Annotated in this window: 16 protein-coding genes and 5 pseudogenes; 11 read left to right on the forward strand and 10 right to left on the reverse strand. The window is 56.0% G+C overall.

Annotation, left to right across the window (positions count from 1 at the left end; genetic code table 11):
* Positions 1-2 precede the first annotated feature (2 nt).
* Together fucP and O1V66_RS04725 are read left to right on the forward strand one after the other, a co-directional pair.
* On the forward strand, positions 3-1,328 hold the full coding sequence (fucP, locus tag O1V66_RS04720; RefSeq protein WP_045046950.1) for an L-fucose:H+ symporter permease: 1,326 nt from the start codon (positions 3-5) through the stop codon (positions 1,326-1,328).
* Positions 1,325-2,355, forward strand: a pseudogene (locus O1V66_RS04725) (aldose 1-epimerase family protein). The gene fucP and the pseudogene O1V66_RS04725 overlap by 4 nt, the downstream one beginning before the upstream one ends.
* A 120-nt stretch (positions 2,356-2,475) precedes the next feature.
* Here the strand turns inward: O1V66_RS04725 and paoC are convergent.
* The 6 genes and pseudogenes from paoC to O1V66_RS04755 form a co-directional block, all read right to left on the reverse strand.
* A pseudogene (gene paoC / locus O1V66_RS04730) lies at positions 2,476-4,672 on the reverse strand (aldehyde oxidoreductase molybdenum-binding subunit PaoC).
* Positions 4,662-5,628 (reverse strand): annotated as a pseudogene (locus O1V66_RS04735) (FAD binding domain-containing protein). The pseudogenes paoC and O1V66_RS04735 overlap by 11 nt, the downstream one beginning before the upstream one ends.
* Positions 5,625-6,329, reverse strand: a complete 705-nt coding sequence (gene paoA / locus O1V66_RS04740; RefSeq protein WP_082050963.1) for an aldehyde dehydrogenase iron-sulfur subunit PaoA — start codon at positions 6,327-6,329, stop codon at positions 5,625-5,627. The pseudogene O1V66_RS04735 and the gene paoA overlap by 4 nt, the downstream one beginning before the upstream one ends.
* 312 nt (positions 6,330-6,641) lie before the next feature.
* The gene (locus O1V66_RS04745) at positions 6,642-7,901 is read right to left on the reverse strand and encodes a glycerate kinase type-2 family protein (RefSeq protein ID WP_045046946.1); all 1,260 of its coding nucleotides are present in this window, start codon (positions 7,899-7,901) and stop codon (positions 6,642-6,644) included.
* 2 nt (positions 7,902-7,903) lie between these two features.
* Entirely contained in the window at positions 7,904-8,992 is a 1,089-nt protein-coding gene (locus O1V66_RS04750; protein ID WP_045046945.1) for a tartrate dehydrogenase, read from the reverse strand.
* 17 nt (positions 8,993-9,009) lie between these two features.
* Positions 9,010-10,291, reverse strand: a pseudogene (locus O1V66_RS04755) (MFS transporter).
* Between the two features lie 151 nt (positions 10,292-10,442).
* On the opposite strand from O1V66_RS04755, the gene O1V66_RS04760 reads away from it, so the two are divergent.
* Positions 10,443-11,351: a LysR family transcriptional regulator gene (locus tag O1V66_RS04760; protein WP_045046943.1), complete on the forward strand. Its 909-nt coding sequence runs from the start codon at positions 10,443-10,445 to the stop codon at positions 11,349-11,351.
* 55 nt (positions 11,352-11,406) lie between these two features.
* Here the strand turns inward: O1V66_RS04760 and yczR are convergent, their stop codons facing one another.
* Positions 11,407-12,846, reverse strand: coding sequence for a MocR-like transcription factor YczR (gene yczR, locus O1V66_RS04765; RefSeq protein WP_045046942.1), 1,440 nt, complete (start codon positions 12,844-12,846; stop codon positions 11,407-11,409).
* 61 nt (positions 12,847-12,907) lie between these two features.
* On the opposite strand from yczR, the gene yczE reads away from it, so the two are divergent.
* The 7 genes from yczE to O1V66_RS04800 all read left to right on the forward strand — a co-directional run bounded on the left by yczE (position 12,908) and on the right by O1V66_RS04800 (position 21,528).
* Positions 12,908-13,561 carry a membrane protein YczE gene (gene yczE / locus O1V66_RS04770; protein WP_045046941.1) on the forward strand — a complete coding sequence of 218 codons (654 nt, stop codon included), beginning with the start codon at positions 12,908-12,910 and terminating at the stop codon, positions 13,559-13,561.
* A gap of 387 nt (positions 13,562-13,948) precedes the next feature.
* The gene (locus O1V66_RS04775; protein WP_045046940.1) at positions 13,949-14,614 is read left to right on the forward strand and encodes a GntR family transcriptional regulator; all 666 of its coding nucleotides are present in this window, start codon (positions 13,949-13,951) and stop codon (positions 14,612-14,614) included.
* A 45-nt stretch (positions 14,615-14,659) separates the two neighbouring features.
* Complete coding sequence (locus tag O1V66_RS04780) at positions 14,660-15,361, forward strand: type 1 glutamine amidotransferase (RefSeq protein ID WP_045046939.1); 702 nt, start codon at positions 14,660-14,662, stop codon at positions 15,359-15,361.
* Positions 15,362-15,554: 193 nt separating this feature from the next.
* A complete protein-coding gene (locus O1V66_RS04785) occupies positions 15,555-16,616 on the forward strand; it encodes an ABC transporter substrate-binding protein (RefSeq protein WP_241481371.1) in 1,062 nt (353 codons plus the stop codon).
* A 21-nt stretch (positions 16,617-16,637) separates the two neighbouring features.
* The gene (locus tag O1V66_RS04790) at positions 16,638-17,768 is read left to right on the forward strand and encodes a M24 family metallopeptidase (RefSeq protein ID WP_045046937.1); all 1,131 of its coding nucleotides are present in this window, start codon (positions 16,638-16,640) and stop codon (positions 17,766-17,768) included.
* 76 nt (positions 17,769-17,844) lie between these two features.
* Positions 17,845-20,526 (forward strand): ATP-binding cassette domain-containing protein, encoded by a 2,682-nt coding sequence (locus O1V66_RS04795; protein ID WP_269128151.1) that lies wholly within the window; start codon positions 17,845-17,847, stop codon positions 20,524-20,526.
* A gap of 63 nt (positions 20,527-20,589) precedes the next feature.
* Positions 20,590-21,528, forward strand: a complete 939-nt coding sequence (locus tag O1V66_RS04800) for a dihydrodipicolinate synthase family protein (RefSeq protein ID WP_045046934.1) — start codon at positions 20,590-20,592, stop codon at positions 21,526-21,528.
* 97 nt (positions 21,529-21,625) lie between these two features.
* Here O1V66_RS04800 and O1V66_RS21845 read toward each other — a convergent pair.
* The 3 genes and pseudogenes from O1V66_RS21845 to O1V66_RS04820 all read right to left on the reverse strand — a co-directional run bounded on the left by O1V66_RS21845 (position 21,626) and on the right by O1V66_RS04820 (position 25,210).
* A pseudogene (locus tag O1V66_RS21845) lies at positions 21,626-22,599 on the reverse strand (manganese catalase family protein).
* A gap of 567 nt (positions 22,600-23,166) precedes the next feature.
* Entirely contained in the window at positions 23,167-24,198 is a 1,032-nt protein-coding gene (locus O1V66_RS04815) for a methionine synthase (RefSeq protein ID WP_045046931.1), read from the reverse strand.
* Positions 24,199-24,226: 28 nt separating this feature from the next.
* A complete protein-coding gene (locus O1V66_RS04820) occupies positions 24,227-25,210 on the reverse strand; it encodes a DUF1852 domain-containing protein (protein ID WP_045046930.1) in 984 nt (327 codons plus the stop codon).
* Between the two features lie 609 nt (positions 25,211-25,819).
* Here O1V66_RS04820 and O1V66_RS04825 point away from each other — a divergent pair.
* Positions 25,820-26,878: an alkene reductase gene (locus tag O1V66_RS04825; protein WP_045046929.1), complete on the forward strand. Its 1,059-nt coding sequence runs from the start codon at positions 25,820-25,822 to the stop codon at positions 26,876-26,878.
* The last annotated feature ends 73 nt before the right edge of the window (positions 26,879-26,951 follow it).

Genomic DNA, 26,951 nt, shown 5'->3' on the forward strand with positions numbered 1-26,951 from the left:
TCATGCAGCCGAACATCATCCAGCAGCCTGACGGCTATTTAAACAAGACCCCGCTGTTGCAGTTTATCCTGTTGTCGTGTCTGTTCCCGCTTTGGGGTTGCGCCGCCAGTTTAAACGATATCTTGATTACGCAATTCAAAAGCGTTTTCGAATTGAGTGACTTTGCCAGCGCGCTGGTGCAAAGCGCCTTTTACGGCGGCTACTTCCTGATTGCCATTCCGGCCTCGCTGGTTATTCGCAGCAGCAGCTACAAGATTGCCATTCTGCTTGGACTGGCGCTGTATATTGCAGGTTGCGTGATGTTTTATCCTGCCTCGCACATGGCGACCTACACCATGTTTCTGGCGGCCATTTTTGCCATTGCGATTGGTTTAAGCTTTCTTGAAACGGCGGCCAATACCTACAGCTCGATGATTGGTCACCGCGATTACGCCACACTGCGCCTGAACATCAGCCAGACGTTTTATCCCGTCGGCGCGCTGATGGGCATCGTGCTCGGAAAGTATCTGGTGTTTCAGGACGGCGACAGCCTTCACAGCCAGATGGCCGGGCTTAATCCCGAACAGTTGCATCAGTTCCGTCTTGCCATGCTCGAGCACACGCTCGAACCTTATAAATATCTGGTGATGGTGCTGGTCGTCGTGATGGTACTGTTCCTTCTGACCCGTTATCCGCGTTGCAAGCCTGTAAGCGCAGAGAAGAAACTGCCGAGCCTCGGCGAAACCTTTGGCTATCTGGCGAAAAACCGTCATTTCAAGCGCGGCATTATCACCCAGTTTATTTATGTCGGCATGCAGGTGGCGGTCTGGTCCTTCACCATTCGTCTGGCCTTGAATCTGGGCGCGGTCAATGAACGTCACGCCTCCAACTTTATGATTTACAGCTTTATCGGCTTCTTTATCGGCAAGTTCGTCGCCAACTTCCTGATGACACGCTTTCGCGCCGAAAAGGTGCTGATTGCCTATTCGCTCGTGGGCGTGGTCACGCTGCTTTATGTGATGCTGGTGCCCAACTTTACGGCGGTCTACGCCGCAGTGTTCGTCAGCGTGCTGTTTGGACCTTGCTGGGCGACGATTTATGCCGGCACACTGTCGACCGTAGACAACAAATATACCGAGGTGGCGGGCGCGTTTATCGTCATGGCCATTGTCGGCGCGGCCTTTATTCCGGCGCTTCAGGGACTGGTTTCCGACCGTGTAGGTTCAATGCAACTGGCGTTCGGCGTTTCGTTGTTATGCTTTGCCTGGGTCGGTTTCTACTTCTGGGGCGAACTGCGCCATAAGAAGCATTCGGCACCCGCAGGCCAACTCGCAGGAGAGACACGATGAAAACCCGATTGCCGCTGACCCCGGCGATGTTTCACGAAACGCCGCAGGTCTTGTTGAGTAACGACCGCTTCAGTGTGGAGTTGTTTCGCTACGCGTCAGGGATAGACGCGGTGAAGCTGCAAAACAGTCGCGGCGCTATCATTGTTTTGCCTTTTTACGGGCAGATGATCTGGGATGCCACCTTCGACGGGCGCTCGCTCACGATGAGCAGCGGCTTTACACAACCGCTGCCGGGCAAGGACATCATTGACACTTACGGCTGTTTTGCCTTTCATTCCGGTCTGCTCGCCAATGGCTGTCCGGCCCCGGAAGACACCCATCCGCTGCATGGCGAGATGGCCTGTCAGCGAATGGACAGCGCGTGGCTGGAGCTTGATGACCACGAAATCGCGCTCAAGGGCGAGGTGGAATACATCAAGGGGTTCGGCCATCACTATCTCGCTTCGCCCTCGGTCACGCTGCTGGCGGCGCGTCCTAGAATGCGTATTGCAATGGCGGTGAAAAATCTGGCCGGCAAAAGCATGCCGTTGCAGTACATGTGCCATATGAATTATGCCTGGGTCGATCGGGGCGTGTTCAGTCAGAGTATTCCCGACGACGCCTTCAAGCTCAGAACCTCGATTCCGGCCCACGTCAGCCCGACACCGAAATGGCTCGACTACACCCGTGAGCTTCAGGTATCACCGGCTGGTTTCGACGGCCTTGACCGGCCCGAGATGTGCGACCCCGAAATCGTATTCTTTGCCGACAATCTGCCGCAGTACGGCGAGACAGTGACGTTTGGCGTAACGTCGCCGCAGGGTTACGGCTTTAGTACCGCGTTCAAAACAGCCCAGTTTGGCTCGGCGACCCGCTGGCTGCTGCACAACGCCGACCAGCAGGTCGCCGCCTTTGTGTTGCCCGCGACCTGTCGCCCCGAAGGATTTCTTGCGGCGCAGCAGGCGGGTACGCTTATCAACCTCGAACCGGGGAAACTCGCGTCTTCGACGTTGAGACGGGCATGGTAGAGGCGGACACTCTGGCGTAATGCACTTTGCGGCCTGTTCTTTCGACGCGACGTGCTCTGGGCAGCGTCACGCAATATGGATGCCCCAAAAAGCCCGCAGGGAACACCGAAAAGGTGCCTTGCGGGCTTTGATTCCGGGACTTAAATCAGTTCAGGCAGATGGCGGAGCAGTTTGTCGAGCGTAACCGGATAGTCGCGCACGCGCACCCCCGTGGCGTTGTAGACGGCGTTGGAAATGGCCGCGCTCACGCCGCATAACCCCAACTCACCGACTCCCTTGGCCTTCATGGGCGAAGAGACAGCATCGGTTTCGTCGAGGAAAATGACCTCCTGCTGCGGAATATCGGCGTGAACCGGCACCTCATAACCGGCCAGGTCGTGATTGACGAAGAATCCGAGCCGCTTGTCGACAGACAATTCTTCCGTCAATGCCGCGCCAATGCCCATCGTCATCGCTCCGATGACCTGGCTGCGCGCCGTTTTGGGATTAAGAATCCGACCCGCCGCACATACGGCCAGCATGCGCCGGATTCGCGTCTCGCCCGTCGCAATATCGACCCCCACTTCAACGAAATGCGCCGCAAAGGTGGATTGCTGATATTTTTTCGCCAGATCACCATATTCCATTGTGTCTTCGGCAGTAAGAGTCCCCTCACGGCTGGCATCGGTCAGCGGGGCGCTTTTACTCCCTGACGTAATCTTGCCCTCGCTGAACACGGCTTCGGCGCTCTCAAAGCCCAGCTTTTGTGCCACGGCTTCGCGCAGTTTGATGCAGGCCGCGTAAACGCCTGCGGTGGAACTGTTGGCACCCCATTGGCCGCCCGAGCCTGCCGAAACCGGGAAGTCGGAATCGCCCAGCTTGACCACGACACGGTCGATGGGCAATCCCATCATCTCCGCCGCAGTTTGCGCGATGATGGTGTAACTGCCGGTGCCGATGTCGGTCATATCGGTTTCAACCGTGACTATGCCCTGCGCGTCGAGATGCACACGCGCGCCTGATTTCATGACCATGTTGTTGCGAAATCCTGCGGCGACGCCCATTCCGACAAGCCACTGACCGTCGCGCTGACCGCCGGGTTTGGCGTGGCGCTTGTCCCAGCCAAAGCGTTCGGCACCTGTGCGCAGGCATTCAATCAACTGCCGTTTTGAGAATGGCCGGTCGGGATGCACGGGATCAACCTGGGTATCGTTGCGAATACGGAACTCGACAGGGTCGAGGCCGACCTTTTCGGCCATTTCGTCCATCGCGATTTCCAGCGCCATCAGGCCCGGCGCTTCGCCCGGCGCGCGCATGGCGTTGCCTTCCGGCAGGTCGAGCACTCCCAGTCGAAGACCCGTGAGTCGATTGGCCCCTGCGTAAAGCAAATTGGTCTGTTGCACCGCATCTTCGGGTTTGCCGTCGGGCAGGTTGCCCGACCAGCTTTCATGGGCGATCGCCAGAATCTTGCCGTCGCGGTCCGTACCGATACGAATGTGCTGTACGGTGGCCGGTCTGTGCGTGGTGTTATTGGCAATCATCGGGCGCGTCAGCGCCAGCTTGACCGGTCTGCCCGCCGCGCGAGCGCCCAGTGCGGCCAGCAACGTATCGCTGCGCAGGAACAACTTGCCGCCAAAACCGCCGCCGAGATAGGGCGAGAGCACACGCACGTTTTTTTATCCATATTCAGCGTGGTCGCCAGTTCGGTACGGCACCAGTCAATCATCTGGTTGGAGGTCCAGACGGTAAGTTTGTCTCCTTCCCAGGCGGCGAGGGTTGCGTGAGGTTCCATCGCGGCGTGCGATTGATCCGGCGTGGTGTAAAGGGCGTCCAGTTGTACGGGCGCTGCGGCGAAGGCCTCGGCAAAGTTTCCGAGCGTCTCGTCGGGCTTGTCTTTTGCGGCTTGTTGATCTGGGTCTTGAGTTTCGCCAGATCAAACGCACCCTGATCGCGACGATAGCGCACATCGACCAGATTGGCGGCAGCACGTGCCTGCTCGAAGGTTTCGGCGACCACCAGTGCGACGGCCTGATGGTAATGCTGGATGAGCGGACCGCCAAACAGTTTGGCGATGTTCATCTCGCCCTTGCCAAGCCGCCCGGCCGTCTCGGCAGTGACCACCGCCAGCACGCCGGGCGCGCTGCGGGCCGCCCTGATATCCATCGATTCGATGCGTCCTTTACCGACACCCGCGCCCACGGCGTAGCCATAGGCGACGTTTTCCACCTGATCGTGCCACTCATAGGCATAATGCGCGGTGCCGGTGGTTTTCAGCGGGCCATCGATACGACTTAAGGGTTTGCCGACGAGCTTCTGCTGGTCGATAGGGTTGTCACCTGCGGGAGTATCAAATTTCATGGGATGCGGCCCTCGCTTCCGTCAGCGTGCTGGCAAGCGGTTCGCTGTGCCAGAATCAGTTTGTATTCATTCTCGTGGGTGGTTTTGGTGTCGGCAAACAGCGCATCGGCCACCGGTTTTGAACCGCGCGAGACGGCCGCGTCGGCGGCGTCAATCCGCCACGGTTTATGCGCCACACCGCCCAGCGCCACGCGGCCCGAGCCATCGGGTTGTACGATGGCCGCCACGGAAACCAGAGCGAAGGCATACGAGGCCCGATCACGCACTTTACGATACAGCTGAACGCCGCCAAGCGGTTGTGGCAGCGTGACGGCAGTAATGAGTTCGCCCTGGGTCAGTGCATTTTCAAGGTGCGGTGTCTTGCCGGGTGCCTTGTAAAAGGAGGCGATGGGCAACGTGCGCACGGTGCCGTCGGGGCGCACGGTTTCTATCTCGGCATCAAGCAGGCGCATGGCGACCGCCATATCACTCGGGTGGGTGGCAATGCAGGCCTCACTCACGCCGACCACCGCATGCTGACGGCTAAATCCGCCGATAGCGGCGCAGCCACTGCCGGGCAGGCGTTTGTTGCAGGGCTGATTGGTGTCGTAAAAATAGGGACAACGCGTGCGTTGCAGTAGATTTCCGGCGGTAGTGGCGCGATTGCGTAACTGACCGGATGCGCCCGCCAGCAGCGCTCGCGACAACACCGCATACTCTTTACGCACCCGCATGTCGGCGGCCAGGTCGGTATTACGCACCAGCGCGCCAATGCGCAGACCGCCTTCCGGCGTCGGCTGAATGCTGTCGAGATTCAGGCCGTTGAGATCAATCAGATGCGCGGGCGTTTCGATTTCGAGCTTCATCAGATCCAGCAAGTTGGTGCCGCCCGCAATAAATTTGGCACCCGGATGACGCGCCGCACTGGCCGCGGCTTCTGCGGGGGTGCCTGCGCGTTCGTAGGTAAAGGATTTCATGTCTGACTCCCGGCGACGTCGGTAATGGCGGCAAGAATGTTGGAATAGGCACCGCAGCGGCAGATGTTGCCGCTCATTCGCTCGCGCAGCTCTTCGGCGGAAATGGGCGTCGGCGCAAGGAGATTGCTGCTCACGTGGCTGGGAATGCCCTGTTTTATCTCCTGCAGGACGGCAACCGACGAGCAAATTTGTCCAGAGGTGCAATACCCGCACTGAAAACCATCGTGCCTGATAAAGGCGGCCTGCATCGGATGCAGGGCTTCGGGTGTGCCAAGACCCTCGATGGTGGTTATCTCGGCATCCTGATGCATAACCGCGAGCGTGAGACACGAATTGATTCGGCGGCCATCGACAATCACCGTACAGGCACCGCATTGGCCGTGATCGCAGCCTTTTTTGGTTCCGGTAAGATGAAGGTGTTCTCGCAGGGCATCCAGCAGGGAGGTGCGGGTATCCATTTCAAGCTGCCGGGACTGACCGTTGACCCGCAGGGTTAGGCGAGAAATATCGGGTGGGGGTGTGGGGGCAGGCTCGGGTTCGGAGACGGCGAAGGCCGTAGGGGCGGTTAGCGCGGCGGCCGACACCGCACCAGTCTTGATAAGGTCCCGCCGGCTCAAAGTAAAATGTCCACTCTGGCTATTTTGCTGATTTTGCTGTTCAATTTTTGTCTGCTTATCGGGTTTCGAGTCTGGGTTGCTCATTAATGGCCTCCAAAGGTCGGAATTATTTTATCGACGCTTATTGATGCGGGTGTTGAGTGAGGGCGGTAAAAGAAGCCAGTCCGTGGGCGTAATTATTTTAAAGGCACTCCTTTTATAAGGATAATCTCTCTTTGACAGAGTGCCGGTTTATTTCCCTGATTACTGTCATGAGCGGGATTCATAAATTAAGAGAGAGGAATTTTGCTGGCGGATTGGGGGGAAGATAAGGAGGTTGAGAGGCAAGGGCATTAAATCGGGTATCGCGTAATAACCGCCCAGCACGTTTACGGCGCGATACCCGTTATTACTGTATTAAAGGATTAATATGGCGCGAATATCATTCACATTGGTCAAGGTAGGCCCGGTCATCAGCAAATCGCCTGTCGCATGGAAAAAACTGTAACTGTCGTGCTGGCGTAGATAATCACTCGCCGTAAGGCCCGCCAGTCTGCCGCGAGAGAGCGTATCGGGAAAGATAATGGCACCTGCGGCGTCTTCCGTGCCGTCAATGCCGTCGCTGTCACCCGCAATAGCCCAGATAGCCTGCTGCGAATCCAGCGCGCAGGCCAGACTCAGCAGAAACTCGGTGTTTCTGCCGCCTTTACCGGCGCTGCCTGTGACCGTCACCGTGGTTTCCCCGCCGGATAACAGCACCGCCGGTTTTTTCACGGGGTGTCCGTACTGTTGAACCGATTTGGCGATGCCCGCCATCACGATGCCCAGTTCACGGCTTTCACCCTCGAGCGCATCGCCCAGAATCAGCGGCGTGATACCGTGTTTTCTTGCCGCCTCGGCGGCGGCGTCGAGCGCGAGAGACGGTGTGGCGATAAGCCGTGTGTCGGCATGTACCGCGCGCAGAAGAGGGTCTTCCTGCTGTTCCATCAGCGCTTTTCGGACCCCCGGCGACACGGGAATAGCGTAGCGTGCCAGAATCGCCAGGGCCTGAGCGGGCGTGCTGCTGTCGGCGACCGTCGGGCCGGAGGCGACGTCGGAAGGGTTATCGCCCGGCACATCGCTGATAATCAGTGACACGACGCGAGCAGGATGGGCAAGAGACGCCAGTTTTCCTCCCTTGATGGCCGAAAGATGGCGACGCACCAGATTCATCTCGCGAATGTTCGCGCCGCTAAGCAGCAGGGATTGAGTAATCTGCTGTTTATCGGCCAGCGTCAGACCGGCGACGGGCAGCGCCATGAGCGCCGATCCTCCGCCCGACATCAGCGCCAGCACCAGGTCGTCGGGTCCGAGATTCCGTACCGCTTCGGCGATTCTTGTCGCCGCCGTTTCGCTCATGGCGTCGGCGACGGGATGCGCCGCTTCAAGAATCTCGATACGTCCGGCAGGCACCGCGTGGCCATAACGTGTGACAACCACGCCCGATAACGCAACATCCGGCCAGGCCGCGTCTACCGCCGCCGCCATCGCCGCCGACGCCTTGCCTGCGCCAATGACCACACAGCGACCCCGTGGTTTTTCCGGCAGAGCGGGCGGGACGACAGGCCCGGGGAGGGCGCTGTCGACGGCGGCGCGAAAGATATCCTGCAATATTTTTGCAGCGTCTTTATCGTTCATGATTATACCGTCTCGGTAACCGGCGAGTGGGCTTCGATAAAGGCGACCACTGCGCGCGTGACATCGGCCGTAGTGGCCTTGCCGCCCACATCCGGCGTGAGCACACCCTGTGAGCAGGCATGTTCGATGCCCTGCATCAGGGTATCCGCCGCCTCTTTCTCACCCAAATGCTCAAGCATCTGTGCGGCGGTCCAGAACGTGGCAATCGGGTTGGCGATGCCTTTGCCCGTAATGTCGAAAGCCGAACCGTGGATAGGTTCAAACATCGACGGGAAACGGCGCTCGGGGTCGATGTTGGCGGTCGGTGCCACGCCCAGACTCCCCGCCAGCGCGCCGGCCAGATCCGAGAGAATGTCGGCATGCAGGTTGGTTGCGACAATGGTGTCCAGCGTTTGCGGATGCAGCGTCATGCGGTGCGTCATGGCATCGACCAGCATCTTGTCCCATTTCACGTCCGGGAATTCCAGCGCCACTTCGGCCGCGATTTCGTCCCACATCACCATTCCATGACGCTGGGCGTTGGACTTGGTGACTACGGTCAGGAACTTGCGCGGACGCGACTGCGCAAGCTTGAAGGCATAGCGCATGATGCGCGTGACGCCGACGCGGGTGAAAATAGCCACTTCGGTACCGACTTCCTCCGGCAGACCTTTATGCGCACGGCCGCCGTTGCCCGAATATTCGCCCTCGGAATTTTCACGCACGATCACCCAATCCAGATCTCCCGGCCCGCAGTTGCGCAGCGGCGGCGTAATCCCCGGCAGGATTTTGGTCGGCCGGACGTTGGCATACTGGTCAAAGCCCTGACAAATCGGCAGACGCAGGCCCCATAGGGTGATGTGGTCGGGAACATCGGGCGCGCCTACCGCGCCGAAAAATATGGCATCGAATTTTTTCAGCTGCGCGAGGCCGTCTTCCGGCATCATCACGCCGTTTGCCTTGTAATAGTCTGATCCCCAGTCAAAGGTGTTGATGGTCAATTTCAGTTGAGGATTGTGTTTTTCCAGCGCGCGCAGCACCTCGATGCCGGCCGAGATCACTTCAGGACCGATACCGTCGGCGGGAATGGCTGCAATCGAATAATGAGTCATGTTCTATCTCCAGATAGTTAGTGTGATTTAGGGTGAGGAAGCGTGATGTCCTGAGGCGTTTTGGTTCCTGCCGCGAGTAACAGGACGACGAGGGCCGAAATGAGCAGCAGCCCGCCGACAAAATAGAGTCCGTAGGTAAAGGAGCCGGTGTACTCCTTGATAATGCCTATCACCATCGGGCCGACAAAGCCGCCGAGGTTGCCGATAGAGTTGATGGCGGCGATACCGGCGGCCGCGGCCGGACCGCTCAGGAACAGCGTCGGCATGCTCCAAAGCGGCGGTTTCGAGGCGCTGATGCCGATATTGACCAGCGTCAGGGCAAGAATTACTGTCAGCATCGAGCTGGCGTTACCTGCAAAGAACAGGCCGACGGCGGCGAGAATGCAGGCGCCGATGACGTGCCAGCTTCGCTCATGCGTGCGGTCGGAATGTCGCGCCCACAGCACCATGGCAATGACGCCAAAGACGGCCGGAACTGCATTCAGGAAGCCGATTTCAAGAGACGAGACGCCGAGGGTGTGAATGATTTGCGGTGACCAGATGCCGAGCGTGTAGAGTCCCGCTGACGTGCCGAAGTAGACCAGCGCCAGCGCCAGCACGCGCTTGTCTGCCAATCCACGCCAGGCGCTCTGATGTGCGTTGCCGGACTTGGCAGTCTGCTCGGCCTGCATCCTGTCTTGCAGCCACTCCCGGTTCTTCATCGTCAAGCCAGCGGGCCTTCTCGGGACGATCGGTCAGATAGAACAGGACGACAACGCCGAGAATAAGCGCCGGAATGGCTTCGATAAGGAACATCCACTGCCAGCCTGCATAGCCGAGCATGCCGTGCATCTCGAGCAGCGCGCCGGACAAGGGAGAGCCGAGCACGGTCGAGAGCGGCGCGGCGGCCATAAACAGCGCCGTCACCTGCGCACGACGAGTGGCGGGGAACCAGTAGCTGAGATAGAGAATGATGCCCGGAAAGAAGCCCGCCTCGGCGACGCCGAGCAGGAATCTCAGTACATAGAAGCTGGTGGTTCCCTGTACGAAAGCCATGCCCGCAGAGACAAGTCCCCAGGTAATCATGACGCGGGCAATCCATATTCTGGCCCCGACTTTATGCAGAATCAGATTGGAGGGCACTTCGAAAAGAAAATAGCCGACAAAGAATATTCCGGCACCGAGGCCAAATACCGTGGGTGAAAAACCGAGATCTTTATTCATGGTCAATGCGGCGAAACCGATATTGACCCGATCGATAAAGGCGATGAAATACAGGAGCATGATAAAGGGCACGATACGTAATGTGACTTTACGCATCACCCTTTTTCCAGGTGATTAGTCATGGGAGGTAATCCTCTTCGGGGTGTAGGGTATGTTATTTTTTTGTAATCACAGTCTCAGTATGCCGAGAAAAGCCGCGTTATCATCAGGGCTGATTTATATAAATTAGTGATACAATCGAGGGCGTATGGAGTTAAACCAGCTGAGGTGTTTTATCGCAGTGGCGCAAGAGTTGCACTTTGGTCACGCCGCGCAAAAAATGGAGATGATGCCTGCGTCTTTTGGCCGGTTTATCAGGCTGTTGGAGGAAGAATTCGGCTTGCGACTGCTGAACCGCTCCACACGCAATGTCTCGCTGACGCAGGAGGGCGTGCTGTTTTTGGAGGACGCCGTCAAAATAGTGGCGCTGGCGGATCAGCTGTCGAGTAAATTCAAAAAGGTGGGTCAGAAAATAAAACATCCGCTGCGCATTGGTGCAATGGACAGCGCAGCCTCCGGATTATTACCCAAACTTCTTAATATTTATCGCCAGTCTCATCCCGAGGTGGATATTCATTTACAGGAAGATAAAAGTATTAATCTTATTCCGCGTCTTAAATCGGGTTGGCTGGATGCCATATTTGTCAGGCCGCCGGAAAAATATGATTCCGCTATCGAGTTTAGTTTGATTACCCATGAAAATTGCGCGCTGGCCGTGCCTTGCCATCATCGTCTCGCCGAAAGAAATAGCGTCTCTGTACACGATTTTGCCGAAGAAGCGATGATTCTGCCCGAAAGAAGATTACGCCCTCATAGTCATGACCTCACCATGACCCTCTTTAGAACAGAAGGGTTACAGCCAAAAATATCGCAATATGCAGATGAAAAGCACACGATTGTCAATCTGGTTTCGGCGGGGCTGGGGTTGGCGATTGTTCCCGCCTATCTAAAGGGGCAAAGCTTTCCGGGCGTGAAATATATCGCGCTTCAGGTGCCGGAAAACGTCGCCGGGCTTCCGCTTAGCGTGGCCTGGATGAAAGGCAATACCGATGCCAATCTTCTCGATTTACTGCAACTGCTCAAGGACAATCATCTCGCGCTTGTCAAAGGGCTATGAAAAGCGAGCACATCCGTACTGCCCCCTTGAAGGGCCGATTATCGATGCATCACGCCTAAATGGCGGGATGACGTCCGCGCCGACGGGCAGGGGATGCAAGAGAAACCGTGTGCAAGCCTGTATTCCAGGCTGCCGCAATCCGCATGACGGCCTGCTCCAGTTCTGCCACCGGCCGAGTCCAGGGGAGACGCACATAGGTATCCAGTCCGCCACTCGGAGAAAACACGGGGCCGGGGGAGATAATCACATGACTCTCCTCCAGTGTGGCGGCGAGCGCGGTGGCACCGCGATGAGGCAGTTGGCACCAGAGTGCCAATCCACCGGTCGGGCGGATGAACTGCCAATCCGGTAGATGAGTCGTCACCAGGGCTATCAGCGCATCGCGTTGCACGCGCAGACGTTCGATATGGCTGGCGGAAACAGGCCCTTTGTTCAACAGGTAGGTGGCGGCCAGTTGTTCGGCCACCGGCACGCCGAGGTCGAGCGACATTCTGGAATGGGTCAGACGCTCCACCAGCGCATGCGGGGCGCGGATCCAGCCCACTCGCAATCCTCCCCAAAAGGCCTTGCTCATGCTGCCGAGCGTGATGCAGTCGGGATTCGACGCGGCAAAAGGGTCAGGCATCGGCTGGCCGTCGAGGGCCAGAGACTGGTGCGTTTCATCCACCACGGTGAGAGTTTTCTGTGAATGCAGAGCACGCCCGAGCTTTTCGCGCTGCGCCGCGCTCATGACCGCGCCCGTAGGGTTGTGGAAATCCGGAATGAGATACACCAGGTCGGGACGAAGCTGCTTCACGGACTTCATGATGCCCTCGATATCCCAGCCGTGGCTGTCGACGCCCGCTTCATGCAGTGTTATCCCTGATGCTCTCAGCATCTCGGCGGCATTGGGATAGGTCGGCGACTCAATCAGTGCGGTTCCACGACGAGAGAGAAGTGCGCGAACCACGACGCTAAAGGCGGTCAATGCCCCCGGCGTGACGATGATTTGCTGCGGATCGGTAGCAAGTCCGCGAGCCTGATAGGTTTTTGCAATCGCCTCCTGCAATACAGGGAGGCCGGAAGGGAAATAGCCATGCCCGCCGAGATAGGCCGGCAGGTCGGATAGGGCGGCCGTGTAGGCCATCATCACATCCGATGCGGCCGAGTCGGCGGCGCAGTTGAGGTCAATCGAATTCGCTGCGGCACCTTTTGGCATCAGCACGCGGTCACGCACGCGCTCGCGACCGCCCGGCAGCGAGGTAAAGGTTCCCGAACCAGTATGGGCATAGGCGTACCCCAGATCTCGCAGTGAAGCATAGGCGCGACTGACCGTCGTTCGCGATAAATCAAGCGCCTGCATCAGTTCCCGCTCACTGGGTAAACGGACGCCAACGGGAATTTGTCCATCGCCGATGAGTAGGGTAAGGGCATGGGCAAGGCTGGCGTAAACGGGTTTTCCTGACAAGGTGCCCACGAGTTCACGCACTCTGCGTGCAGAAATACTGTCGCTCATGCAGTCCACTTTTTTGTAATTGGCTATTTTTAGGTAGGCCAATTATACGTACTATCGTCACATGAAAACAACGACACAACTTGCCCAGTTAGGGCCGATAGAACAATTGATTGCCGGAAAGCTCCTTAGGCGGCTGATTCAGCTGATGGCGGGCCTTACCCTGTATGGCATCTCGATGGCGATGATGATCCGGGGTAATCTGGGTCTCGCGCCCTGGGATGCCCTGCACATCGGATTGACCCGGCATCTGCCGATAAGTTTTGGCTGGGTGGTCGTGGGTCTGTCTTTTATTGTGCTTATTCTGTGGATCCCGTTACGCGAGAAACCCGGTCTTGGCACGCTTGCCAATGCCTTCATGATTGGCACCGTGGCGGCCATGACCTTGCAACATCTTGATACACCGAACGTTTTCCTCGAACGGTTGGCGTTTACCGTCGGAGGCGTCTTTCTCTGCGGGCTAGGTTCTGCTATGTACATCGGCGCGCAACTGGGGCGCGGCCCGCGCGACGGCCTGATGACGGGGCTGATTCGGGTGACGGGGCTTTCGCTGCGGCTGGTGCGAACCGGGATTGAAGTCACCGTGCTGATGTTGGGCCTGCTGTTGGGCGGTGTAGAAGTTTTCGGCATAGGTACCGTGCTGTTCGCCTTCTTTATCGGGCCTTTAACGCAAAGCCTGCTGCCCTGGATGGTGGTCAAGCTTGACGATGACAGCTAGTTTTCCCTCTGCTTAAGTGGCACAAGGCCCATCCTCATTCACAAAAAGAGGGTGGGCCATGGCTTTCATCCTTTTGCGATATGAATTACCTATCTCTTGTTTACGCCATTTTCCTCGATATTCCCCGCTCCTCTTCTGGCTTACCGCCGCCATCAGGTTGCTGATTTTTTCCTCAACGCGCCGTACCTACGGGCTTGTTCAGCAAAGCTTCGTTAAAACCGCGTGTTGATATAATCCCCCTTCGCAATAAGATTTTCTTATTTCATTCTTCATCGCGACGTGATTGCAGACGTTCGCAGCAGATTGACCGTAAATTTAAAATAGACAAGTGGTATACAAATAGAATACAAAATGATCGCCGAGTAAAAAATAAGCAAGGTGGCGAAAATGAAAGCAACGGAAATGACGCTGGCTGACGGACCTTCGTCGACAAAAAATGCCTACGAGGCCGTGCTGCATATGATTCAGTCCGGTGCGCTCGCCAATGGCGAAGTGGTTAGCGAACGCCGGTTGGCGGAACAGCTCGGGTTGTCGCGCACGCCGATTCGCGAAGCGCTTGGACGACTGGAGGGCAGTCACTACCTGCGACGCTCGGGGCGTACGTTGCTGGTCAATGGCGTGGAGCTTGAAGAAATTCTGGAAATCATGTCGGTGCGCATCTTGCTGGAAGCCGATGCGGCCCGTCTGGCGGCCGGAAGAATGTCGGCGACAAAACTGGCCGATATTCGTCAACAACTGGAGAAAATGAGCAGCCCGGAGCAGACCACGCCAAGCCACCACTGGGAAGTTGACGATTTTCTGCATTTCAGCATCGCCGAAACCAGTGGCAACAAATTGCTGCTGCGCCTTTTAGGTGAGTTACGCACCCGCACCCGCATGTTTGGTAAAGAAACCGTGCCCTCGCGCTTTGAACCCGGACGCATTGAGCACCTTACGATTATCGATGCCATTGAGGCGGGCGACGGTGACAGGGCGGCAAAAGCGATGGCGCAGCACATTGAAAATGCCCGCAATGCCATTTTTCAATCGGTGACGGGTCGCGACTTACGATAAATTCTGCCGCCAATGGCGGTTCCTTAACGCGTGTCAGGAGGTGAAATGGGTCGCAAGCGACTGCTTTATCTACACAATGGCCGATCGCAGCAGACAATTGCGCGATTGGACGAGCGTTTTGAATCTTGGGGTCTGGACGTGGCGCATTTCTGGGCCTATCAGAACGAATTTCCCGCCGACTTAAAGGGTTATGACGGAATCTTTCTTTCCGGCAGCCCACACGGCGCATACGAAGACATTCCGTTTATCGAACGGGAACATCGCCTTATCGTCGACGCCGCCGCGCAGGGGATTCCGATGCTCGGCGTCTGTTTTGGCAGTCAGATACTGGCTTCCGCCCTCTGCGGTCGAGATCAGGTCTTTCGCCGCGCGTCATGCGAGATTGGCAACAAATGGCTGCAGGCCACGCCCGCCGCGGCCAACGATCCTATCGCTTCCGGCATCGCGCCGCAGGTGTATATGTTTGTCTGGCACAACGACGAGGTGCGGGCGAGCCATCCCGACATGACTATTCTGGCCTCAAGCGATCTATGCCCCAACCAGATCTGGCGTTACAAGGATCGACCCATCTGGGGTATTCAGGGCCATCCGGAAATTACCCTTGAACAGGCCCCGCACTGGTTCGAGCAAAATCGGGCCACTATGGAGCAAGACGGCGGCGATATTGCCGAGCTTATTGCCACTGCCGACGAAGCCGCGGCGGCCAAGACCCTGCTGACCCGCTTTGCGCGGCTGGTTTCGGGTTGATGACCTTTTCCGAATCACTGCATTTTTGAATAAACGACATTCCTGATACCCGCATCTCGACACGGCTACTCAACATCCCGGTGTTTTGGGGAGGCGGCCTGTCGAGTGCGCATAAGTCCAGCTAACGGCTTATCGTCCTGCGCAAAGGCCTTTTGCGCGGCAAACGATTTTTATCCATTTAACCAGGGAAAAAATGATGACCAGATTGCCTGTAAAACTGTTCGGCCTGCTTGCCGGTGCAGCGGTGCTTGTCTCGGCGGCGTTGCCGCTTGGCGCGGCCGCTGCGGATGAAATGACGTTTGCCAGCTGGGGAGGCGCCTATCAGGACGGGATCCGCGAAGCCTGGATGAAACCTTTCACCCAGGAAACCGGCATCAAGATTATCGAAGATACCAATCCGGTTATCGCCCGCATCAAGGCGATGGTTGATACCAAAAGTGTCGAGTGGGACGTGGTGACCGCCGGTGGCGCGAGTCTGATGCAGGGGGCGAAAAGCGGTCTGTTCGAAAAAATCACGCCACAGATGGTCGATGAAAGCAATGTGTTACCCGAAGCGCGCAACGACTATGGCGTGCCGTCAGAAATCTTCTCGACCGTGATTGGCTATTCCACCAAGGCATTCCCCAACGGCGGCCCGAAAACCTTTGCCGATTTCTGGGACGTGAAGAAATTCCCCGGCAAGCGCACGCTGCCAAACAAGCCGGATACCGTGCTGGAAGCCGCTTTGATGGCCGATGGCGTCGCCGCTGCGGATGTCTACAAAACCCTGAATACCCCGGCGGGCATGGAACGCGCCTTGAATAAAATCCGCCGGATCAAGCCTTATGTCGCCATGTGGTGGTCGGCCGGCGCGCAACCGGTTCAGGCGCTGGGCAGCGGGGAAGTCGTGATGGCGCTGGGCTGGAATGGGCGCTTTCAGGCCGGTATCGACGGCGGTCTGCCGATTGCCATGTCCTGGGATCAGTCCGTGGCGCAGGTCGGGTATTTCATGATAGTGAAAGACGCGCCGCATAAGGCGCAGGCAGTGAAATTCCTCAACTATATCGTTCGTCCCGAAGTGCAGGCCCGCTTTAGTCAATATGTTGCCTACGGCCCGGTGACGCCGAAATCCATTCCGCTTATCGACAAATCGTTGCAGAACAGGCTGCCTTCGACGCCGGAGCGCCTCTCCAATGCCCTGTTCATGAATATCGACTGGTGGGCGGCGCACTCCCTTTCGGCGGGCGAAGCCTACAACACTGCCATGCAGCAATAACACCGAACGAGGAGATGACACATGGTGGAAACTCAATACTGGTTTGAAAAAGCCGAATATGACCAGCGTCTGGCTCGGGTTCAACAACAGCTGGTGGAGAAGGGCTATGACGCGATGCTGGCGTTTATGCCGGAAAGCGTGACCTGGATTACCGGATTCTTCACCCGCGCCTACTCGTCGTTTCAATTTGCCCTTATTCCGGCGAGCGGCGAGCCTACGGTAATTTGCCGCGACGTCGAGGCTTATTATCTCGACAGTACCTGTCTCTATGCCGATCGAGTGCTGTGGAGCGACAGTGACGATAAAACCGCCGTTGCCGTACAGGCGATTCGTTCACGGCTTGGCGCGTCGCCGCGACTGGCGATTGAAATGGCGGCCTGGCCGCTGTCGGTGGCGCGCTTTAACGGCATCAAGGCGGGCTTGCCCGATGCCCTGATGCTCGATGAAAGCCAGATGCTGACCCAAATGCGTTTTATTAAATCCGCGGCGGAGATAGCGTATCAGCGCCGTGCGGGCAAGGCGGCAGAGGCCGGGATGACGGCGGCCATCGCCTCGGCCAAGGTCGGGGTGAGCGAGCGCGAAATGGCGGCGGAAATCTGTAGCGCGATGATCCGTGCCGGCAGTGATTTACCGGGGCCGGGCGTGATGTCATCGGGCGAGCGTGCCTACCATCTGCATGGCGGATACAGTGACCGGGTGCTCGCGCATGGCGATATTGTGCAGATTGAAACCACGCCCAACGTTCGCCATTATCACGCCCGTTTTATGCGCCCGATTCGGGTGGGACAGGCCAGCGATGAGGACTACCGCATCGTTGAGCGCCTGATTGCCATTCAGGATGCCGCAATGGCAGAAGTTCGGCCGGGCGTGGCGGCAAGCTTGCCGGATGCGCTCTATCGGGACGGGGTGATGACGGCAGGTTTGCGCGACACCTATACCAACAAAACCTTTTATTCGGTCGGCCTGCTGCTGGCCCCCAGCGGCGGCGAACCGCTGGAAGCGGCACCGGGGTGTGACTGGCACTTTGCACCGGGTATGACGTTCCATACCTATGTGCTGGCGCGCGGTTTTGGTATGTCGGAAACCATCGCGATTACCGAAGACGGTTATGAGCGGCTCACCCAGTATCCACGTCAGCTGTTTATCAGTTAGTGCATGAGGCGGTGCGACAGAAAGTTTGCGCACCGCCTGCCTGAACATCCTGTGATGTCAAAACCGGAGAGACAACGTGACAACATCATCGCTACCCGGACTGGACGCGGTCGAACGGGAAAAGAAAGTGCGCCGTTTTTCCCGCCTGACCTTGCTGGCACTGCCGCTTCTGCTGTTTCTGGCGCTGTTTTTTATCTGGCCTATCATTGGCCTGCTCAAACAGGGTTTCTACAGTCATGGCGTGCTCTCGGTGGACAATTATCGGCGGCTGCTCGACGTGCCTATCTATCGAATTGTGCTGCAAAACACGTTTGTGATCGCAGCCGTGGTGACAGTCAGTTGCATCGTCATGAGTTATCCGCTGGCGTATTTGATGGCCTCGGTAAAACCCGCGCTGTCGAAACTGCTGTTTTTCGCCGTGCTGCTGCCGTTCTGGTCCAGCGCACTGGTGCGCACCTCCGCCTGGATTGCGCTATTGCAGCAAAATGGTCCCCTCAACACGTTACTGGTCACCACGCGCCTTATCGATCAACCGGTCGCCTTTCTCTATAACTTTACCGGCGTCTTGATTGGCATGACCCACGTATTGATGCCATTTGTGGTATTGCCGCTGTACTCCTCGTTTCGCTCGATGGATAAATCCCTGATTCAAGCGGCGCAGAGTCTGGGCGCGGATTCCATCGGCATTTTCATCCGGGTGATTTTACCGCTGACCCGTCCGGGCGTGGTGGCGGGGGCCATTATCGTCTTCATGAATGCGGTGGGGTATTACATTACGCCATCGCTGATGGGAGGACCGGCGCAGCGCATGATTGCCGAACTCATCTCGCATAACATCAGCGATGAGTTGAACTGGGGCATCGCGGCCGCGCTGGCTGGCGTCCTGCTTGTTACCACGCTCTTTGCGCTGTGGCTGTTCAATCGGCTGTTCGGGCTGGACAAGCTGATGAGCGGGCCATCCGGAAAGGGGAATCAGATAGTGACTGCCCGTCGCACCGGTGGAGGCCGTATCAGCGCACTCGCCGGTGTTCTGTGCGCCGTCTTCCTGCTGCTGCCGATTGTCATCGTCATCCCGATGAGTTTCGGCACAGGGAGTTTCCCCACCTTTCCGCCTGCGGAGTACGGCATTCGCTGGTACCGCAATTTCCTTGGGGATCCCAAATGGTTGGCGGCGCTGTGGCAGAGCCTCAAGATTGGCGCGATGGTGACTCTGGTTTCAATGCTATTGGGCGCCACCGCCGCACTAGGCGTCTATAAAATGCGGCCGGGCCGCAGAAGCTGGCTCGAAACGCTGTATATCATCCCGATGTCGGTACCGGCCATCATCACCGCCGTGGCACTTTATTATCTCTGCGGGCCGCTCGGCCTTATCAATAACTCGGTCGCGCTCATCATTGGTCACACGGTGCTGGCCACGCCCTATGTCTACATTACCCTCCGTGCCGCGCTACAGGCGTTTGACCCCAGCCTTGAACTGGCCGCGCTGAGTCTTGGCGCGAGCTGGCCCCAGATGTTCAGGCGGATCATGCTGCCTGCGCTGTTGCCGGGCCTTGTCGGGGGCGCGGTCTTTGCCTTTATCACCTCGTTCGACGATGTGGTCATGGCGCTGTTCCTGACTACGCTGCGCAATCGCACGCTGCCAAAACTGATGTACGAGGGGTTGTCGTTCGATTTCGACCCGACGGTGATTTCCGCCTCCTGCGTATTGATTGCCGCCACCGCGCTTATCTTGCTTGCCCACAGTCTGCCAGGTCGCCAAGGAGAAAAAATGCAACAACAACAAGGTAAAGACGTCACCCTAACGGGAATTCGCAAGACTTACGGCGAAGTGATTGCCTTGCCGGAGGTCAACCTGGCGGTAAAACGTGGCGAGTTTTGCACCTTGCTGGGTGCATCGGGGTCCGGCAAAACGACACTGCTGAAGATTATCGCGGGTTTTGAAATGCCGGATAGAGGCAGTGTGCATATCGCAGGAAAAAATGTCAGTCGAATGCCGATTGCCGAGCGCAATATCGGGATGGTGTTCCAGAACTACGCGCTGTTTCCGCATTTGTCGGTCTTTGAAAACGTGGCCTTTCCCCTGCGGATGCGCCGTATGGCGAAGCAGGATATCGAACGGAAAGTGACGGAGGCGTTGGCGCTGGTGAGCCTGGAAGCGTATCGCACGCGTATGCCGGGAGAGTTGTCCGGCGGTCAGCAGCAGCGTACCGCACTGGCGCGCGCGCTGGTGTTTAATCCGGATATCCTGCTGATGGATGAACCGCTGGGTGCGCTCGACAAAAATCTGCGCCAGACGATTCAATTGCAAATCAAGCAGCTGCATCAGGAGTTGGGCCTGACGGTGGTATTCGTCACTCACGACCAGGAGGAAGCCATGAACCTTTCCGACACCATCGTCATTATGGAAAACGGCCGCATTGTGGAGTCGGGCGCACCTGAAACACTCTACCGTCGTCCGGGCAGTCCTTTTGTGGCGGGATTTCTGGGCGAGTGCAATTTTATTGCGCAGGAGAACGGCGGCATGCTGGGCATTCGCCCCGAGCATTTGCTGGTCGGCCATTCCAGTCAGCAGGCCGCGCAGCGTCATCGCGGAGAAGTTCAGGTGGCGACTTTTTGCGGCATGCACTGGAAACTCTTTATCGCCTCGCAGGGGCAGACCCTGATTGCCTATGCTCCGCCCGATATTTCGCCGTTTGAACGCACGCCCGGCAACATCGTCGAATGGGGATTCCAGCCAGCCGACGCCATGACCTTTTAACAACCTGCGCTGAGGCAGTTTTTCGCACCGCAGACATTTATTCATTTACTCAGGAAGACAGAGATGACCCCTAAACTCGATGAGCAGGCGCATGGCGTCTACATCATTTCCGCCACGCCTTTTACCGACGACGGTGCTCTGGATTTGGAAAGCGCCGACAGCCTGACCGATTTTTATCTGGAGCAGGGCGTGAGCGGCATGACTATTCTGGGCATGATGGGCGAAGCGCCGAAATTGACCGAGGACGAATCGCTGCAGTTTATGCGCCGCGTGCTGGCTCGGGTCAACGGACGCGTGCCTGTGGTGGTCGGCGTGAGTCATGCGTCGCATCAACACGTTCAGCGGCTAAGCCATACCGCCATGGAACTGGGTGCCGCCGGTGTCATGCTGGCACCCGTCGCCAATCTCAAGACCGATGACCAGATAAGCCAGTATTACCTGTCGGTGGCGGAGAAACTGGGCGCGGACGTGCCTCTCTGTCTACAGGATTTCCCGCAATCTACCGGCGTCCATACCTCGGTGGCGGTCATACTGCGCCTAATCGAAGCCCTGCCGCAGTTGGTGATGTTGAAACACGAAGACTTGCCGGGGTTGCGCAAGCTGACTCAGGTCAGAAAGCAGAGTGTGGCGCGGGATTTACGCCGGATAAGTATTCTGGTGGGCAATGGCGGACTCTTTCTCCCGCAGGAGATGCGCCGTGGCGCGGATGGCGCGATGACCGGTTTTGCCTATCCTGAAATGCTGGTACAGGTTTGTGCGCTGTTCGAGGCAGGCAAGCCGGAAGAGGCGGAAAATCTGTTCGATATCTATCTGCCGCTGCTGCGCCATGAATTCCAGTTTGGTATCGGATTGGCTCTGCGAAAAGAGACACTGCGTCGACGCGGGATTATCCGTAGCGCCGCGGTGCGACAGCCTGGCCCGCTGCTGGATGGCGACGATATGCGCGAACTGGGCGAATTGATTGCCCGTCTCGAGATGAAATTGCAGCAATCAACCCGGTAAAGAATGCGTTACCGGCGAAGAAGTGTGCGCGTCGGTCACGGGCTTGAAAGATGGGCGGGTCGAGCTAAAGCCTCGGCCTGACCCATCGACACTATTATCAAACGGAAGGCGGCACCTGAATTTGCTCGATTTGCGCACCGGAACCCGAGCGGGCATTTCCCAAATCAGGCTCCTGCCCCAGAATATCGGGCTGTTCAAAGGCCGTAAACTGGCCCACGCCGTCATACGCCTGACCTTCGCTCCAGCGTCCTTTGGGGAGCGGTTTGTCGAGCGAGGTATTGAGGCAATAATATGCGTGCTCCAGTGCCTCGTTTTCCCGCGGGAAACTGTTGGGAATAGGCAGGGTGGCCTTGAGTCCGCCCAACTCCTCGATGACCGCCATCCATTGTTGCTGGTGCATGGTGTCACGCGCAATCAGGAATGACAGAAACTCCTTCATGCCGCTGTCCTGCGTCATATTATAAAGACGGGTTGCCAGCACGCGCCCGGTCGCTTCGGCGGCAATATTGGACAGCATATCGGCGGCAATATTTCCGGAAGCATAAATATGGCTCATATCGAAAGGCACGCCATTGGCATTGACCGGCATGGCCGACAGTCCCGATGACAAGACATGCAGCGGATTCATGCCGCCCAGAATGGCATTGACGACCGGATCTTTGGCCGAAGCTTCCTGATAGGAAAGGGGGCACCTTCGAGGTTCAGCGCGACGGCATGGCCCAGCATTTCGATATGGCTGAGCTCTTCCGTTGCTGTCGATATCAGCAAATCGCGGATGCGCACATCGCCGCGCGCGCCCATTGCCTGAAAGAAATACTGCATGGCGACGCGAATCTCGCCTTCCACGCCCCCGATGGCCTGTTGCAGCAGCATGGCAAATTCCGGATCAGGTTTATCGACACGCACTGGGAATTGAAGTTTCGATGAATGATGAAACATAACTTTCTCCACGTTGATATAAGTGGCTTTTAGGGAATAAAAGCCCGATGAATAATAAATCTGACAGGAATGGCATAATCTGTTGGCTGGGTGAGGTGCATACTCTTTCTGCATCGGGAAAATAAAACCCATGCAAATGAATTAACGAGAAGGGGGCGTTATGCTCATTAATTAAAAAATGCCCGTAATGAAACGGGCTAAATATTCTTACTATCAGGAGGGAAATGATACACTCGTCTTACAGATACCTATTAAGTATTGCAGTTATTGGAATCTTTATCGTAATCCCGTGGCTCGAAATCATCAATAAACCCAGATTGCGGCTTTCCGCGCATTCTACACTGTGTAAACTCCGTGCTACTTCATTACACCTCTCGATAATTCTGAGGTTGCCTGTAAGTTTGGAGGATTATTCTTGCGAGGTGTTGCGGCAATTAAAGTCTAGGTTGAAAGAGTGGCAGAAAATTTTAAATGTAGAGGGGGTGAGGTTTAACGTGGGAATTATAGATAGGGTGCTATGATATTATGGCGTGAAAGGGAATAACTCGATTTCGCGCATAGAGAAGTATTATTGATGTTAAGGCATTTAGGGCGAGAGATGTGGTAACGCGGTCCGGCAAAAGGGTAAACCTCATGGGCGAAAAAGAAAACGCCGGACCCGGACCACGTTAACGGAAAATTATCAACGACCTGACGGCGTTATTTTCCGAGCAACTCTTTACGCACGATTTCAGCACCGGCGCTCAATGCTTTTAGCTTGCCGTTTGCGACCTGACGAGCAAGCGGCGTCATACCACAGTTGGTCGACGGATAGAGCTTGTCGGCATCGACGAACTGCAGGGCTTTGCGAAGCGTATTCGCAACCTCTTCAGGAGTCTCGATAGCATTGGTAGCCACATCGATGGCACCGACCATGACTTTTTTACCGCGAATAAGCTCAATCAGATCCATCGGAACGTGCGAGTTCTGACATTCCAGCGAAACGATATCGATGCTCGAGGTTTGCAGCTTAGGGAAAATCTCTTCATATTGACGCCATTCGTTACCCAGCGTCTTTTTCCAGTCTGTGTTGGCCTTGATGCCATAACCGTAGCAAATGTGAACCGCGGTTTCACACTTAAGCCCTTCAACCGCTCTTTCCAGCGCGGCAATACCCCAGTCATTGACTTCATCGAAGAAAACGTTAAATGCCGGCTCGTCAAACTGAATAATGTCCACGCCTGCCGCTTCCAGTTCTTTGGCTTCCTGGTTCAGGATCTTGGCGAATTCCCAGGCGAGTTTTTCGCGGCTCTTGTAGTGGGCATCATAGAGGGTATCGATCATCGTCATCGGACCCGGCAATGCCCATTTAATCGGCTTTGTGGTTTGCTGACGCAGGAATTTGGCATCTTCGACGAACACGGGTTTCTGGCGTGACACTGCGCCGACAACGGTCGGTACGCTCGCATCATAGCGATTACGAATTCGGACGGTTTCACGTTTTTCGAAGTCAACGCCATCAAGGTGTTCAATGAACGTCGTGACAAAATGTTGACGGGTCTGCTCGCCGTCACTGACGATATCGATACCGGCCTGACGTTGGTCTTCCAGACACAGACGCAGGGCATCCTGTTTACCGGCAATCAGTTCATCGCCTTGCAGTTTCCACGGTGACCACAGAGTTTCAGGCTGCGCAAGCCATGAAGGTTTAGGCAAACTGCCCGCCGTAGAAGTAGGTAACAAAATTTTCATGACAAATGACCTTTTATTTTTTGGTTAATCAAAGAACGTAATTGGCAGACCACTCTTCAAGAATAGCCTGATAAGGTTTAATGAAGTGTTGTTCAGTAAACTTTCCCTGCTCGACAGCCAACTGGCTACGTTCTTCTCGATCATAAACAATTTCAGTTAATGTATGATCCTGGTTATTCAAGTTCGGTTGATAGCAATGCCCAGCCGCAGAATTCGCATTGTAGATTTCCGGGCGGTAAATCCGCTGGAAAGTCTCCATGGTGCTAATGGTGCCGATAAGTTCGAGGTCGGTGTAATCGGCCGTTAAATCCCCGGGGAAATAAAAGGCCAGGGGCGCAACGCTATTGGCAGGCATAAAGTAACGCGCCTGTAATCCCATTTTGCCGAAATAGTGATCGGTCAGGGAAGGTTCATTCTGCTGATATTCGACGCCCAGCACCGGATGCTGATAATCCGTGCGATGGTAAGTGTTTTTACTGGAAACGCTTAAGCAAATTACCGGCGGCTTTTTAAAGTTGCTTTTATAAGCCTCTGAATTGATGAAATATTTGAAGATGTTACCGTGTAACTCGCCAAAATTTTCCGGCGTGCTGAATGTGGTTTGATTTTTATTGTGCTCTGACAGCAACACGCTGAAATCATAATCACGCACGTAGGAGGAGAAGTTATTGCCGACAATGCCTTCAAAACGCTGGTGGGTTTTGTTATCGACAATATTGGTTTTCAGTATTTCAATCACCGGGAAACTGTCGGTATTGCCTTGCGCAGAAATATTCATTTCGACGGAGACGATGTCCAGCTCCACAGAATAACGATCGCCGTTAGGATTATCTTCACGCGCCAGCGAATTGAAACGATTGTCGATCATCATCAAGGCATTGCGCAAGTTTTCCTGACGCTTCTCTCCTCTCGCCAAATTGGCAAAGTTGGTGGTGATACGCGTACTTTCCGACGGATTATAATTCTCGTCGAAGCGAATGCTTTTAATGTTAAAGGTAAATTCGTTTTTCATGGCGTTCCGGCATCCTAATTTCTGATATAAAGACCTGAATGGACTTATTGCTTTTTTCAGGGGTTCCCTGATTTATTTTCAGGCTTTGTATTCAGTCGTCTTCAAGGTGACTAAGCTAATAATTTCGTGTCTCTTTTATGCCAGAGTCACGGAGGGAGTAAAAGTGATTTAATTTCATTGGAACATGAGTCATCTTCATGATGTGTCGCACCCTCTGCGTGACGGGGTGCGAAAATCCCCAAATTTATCGAGGTTACGGGCTAAATCCCTGATTTCGAAACCGCATTTCATCTCTTCACCGGTTCCACAAAACAAGACATCGCGCAGGCGTAAAACAGAATATTGCTGGATTGACGGAGATAACGCCGTCGACCTTTCGTCCTGTTTCATTTTGACCAAAAAAAGGGTTTGAAGGGAGATAAAGCAGTTAATTGCTCCATGAATGGAATAATGATTTCCATTATGAGTCATTTATCCCACGAGGGAATTCGTTGATGATGGGCCCAAGTACCCATTGACTGGTATACGTCACATCATGCTTCCAGGTCCTGCTGATTTCACTGTCAATCCGGCAGGGCCTATTCTGCACATCAACGTTAGGATAATGAAATGAGTCGCCTTTTTACCCCCGTCAAACTTGGTCCCTACATCCTTTCCAATCACCTTGTCATGGCGCCCATGACACGCAGTCGCGCCAACTTTGATGGCACGCCGGGCAGTTTGATGGGGGATTATTATGCTCAACGCGCCAGCATGGGCCTTATCATTGCAGAGGGTACGCAGCCGTCGGCGGACGGTCAGGGATATTTGATGACGCCGGGTATTTATACCGAGGCACACATTGCCGGGTGGAAAAAGGTCACCGATGCCGTGCACCGTCAGGGCGGGCGGATCTTCATTCAGCTCATGCATGCCGGCCGTATGTCACATCCCGAGAATACGCCGCACCATCGTCAGGGCGTGGCTCCTTCGGCGATTGCGCCGGGCACGCAAATGTTTACACCCCACGGCATGCAGGACATTCCCGTCCCACGCGAGATGACGGCCGAAGATATCCGCCAGACGGTCAACGATTTCCGTCTGGCCGCCCGCTGTGCGATTGAAGCCGGTGCTGATGGCGTGGAGATTCACGGGGCCAACGCCTATCTGATTCAGCAGTTCCTCGCGCCAAGCTCAAACACCCGAACCGATGAATATGGCGGCTCGGTGGAAAATAGGGCGCGTTTCGCCATTGAGGTTGCCACCGCCGTTGCCGAAGCCGTGGGTGCTGAAAAAACGGGGATTCGCCTTTCTCCGGGTACCGCAATGTGGGGAATTGACGAAGGCGAGCAGGGGCCGGAACTTTACCGTTATCTGGTCGCCGAATTGAATAAGCTCGGACTGGCCTATGTGCACGTCATGCACCTGGGTAACGAGTCGCTCCTTAAAGATATTCGCCGTCTTTGGTCACAGTCGTTGATAGTCAACCGTCCGGGTCGGGCGCGCGAGGATATCGGCAGCGATATTGCCTCGGGCATGACCGAGTTGGAGTCCTATGGTCAAATGGTGCTGGCAAACCCGGACTTTATCACCCGTCTGCAAACCCAGTCGCCGATGAATCCGGCCGATCACACGACCTACTTCGGCGGAAATGAAGCGGGCTACACCGATTATCCAAGCCTTGCCTAACGCCAACCCGCGATGAACAAAGCCTCTAAGTTTCAGAGGCTTTTGTCTCTCGGCGAGAAGGCGAGGATGTGAG

It is taken from the genome of Rouxiella chamberiensis, from assembly GCF_026967475.1.
Lineage (GTDB): Bacteria > Pseudomonadota > Gammaproteobacteria > Enterobacterales > Enterobacteriaceae > Rouxiella > Rouxiella chamberiensis.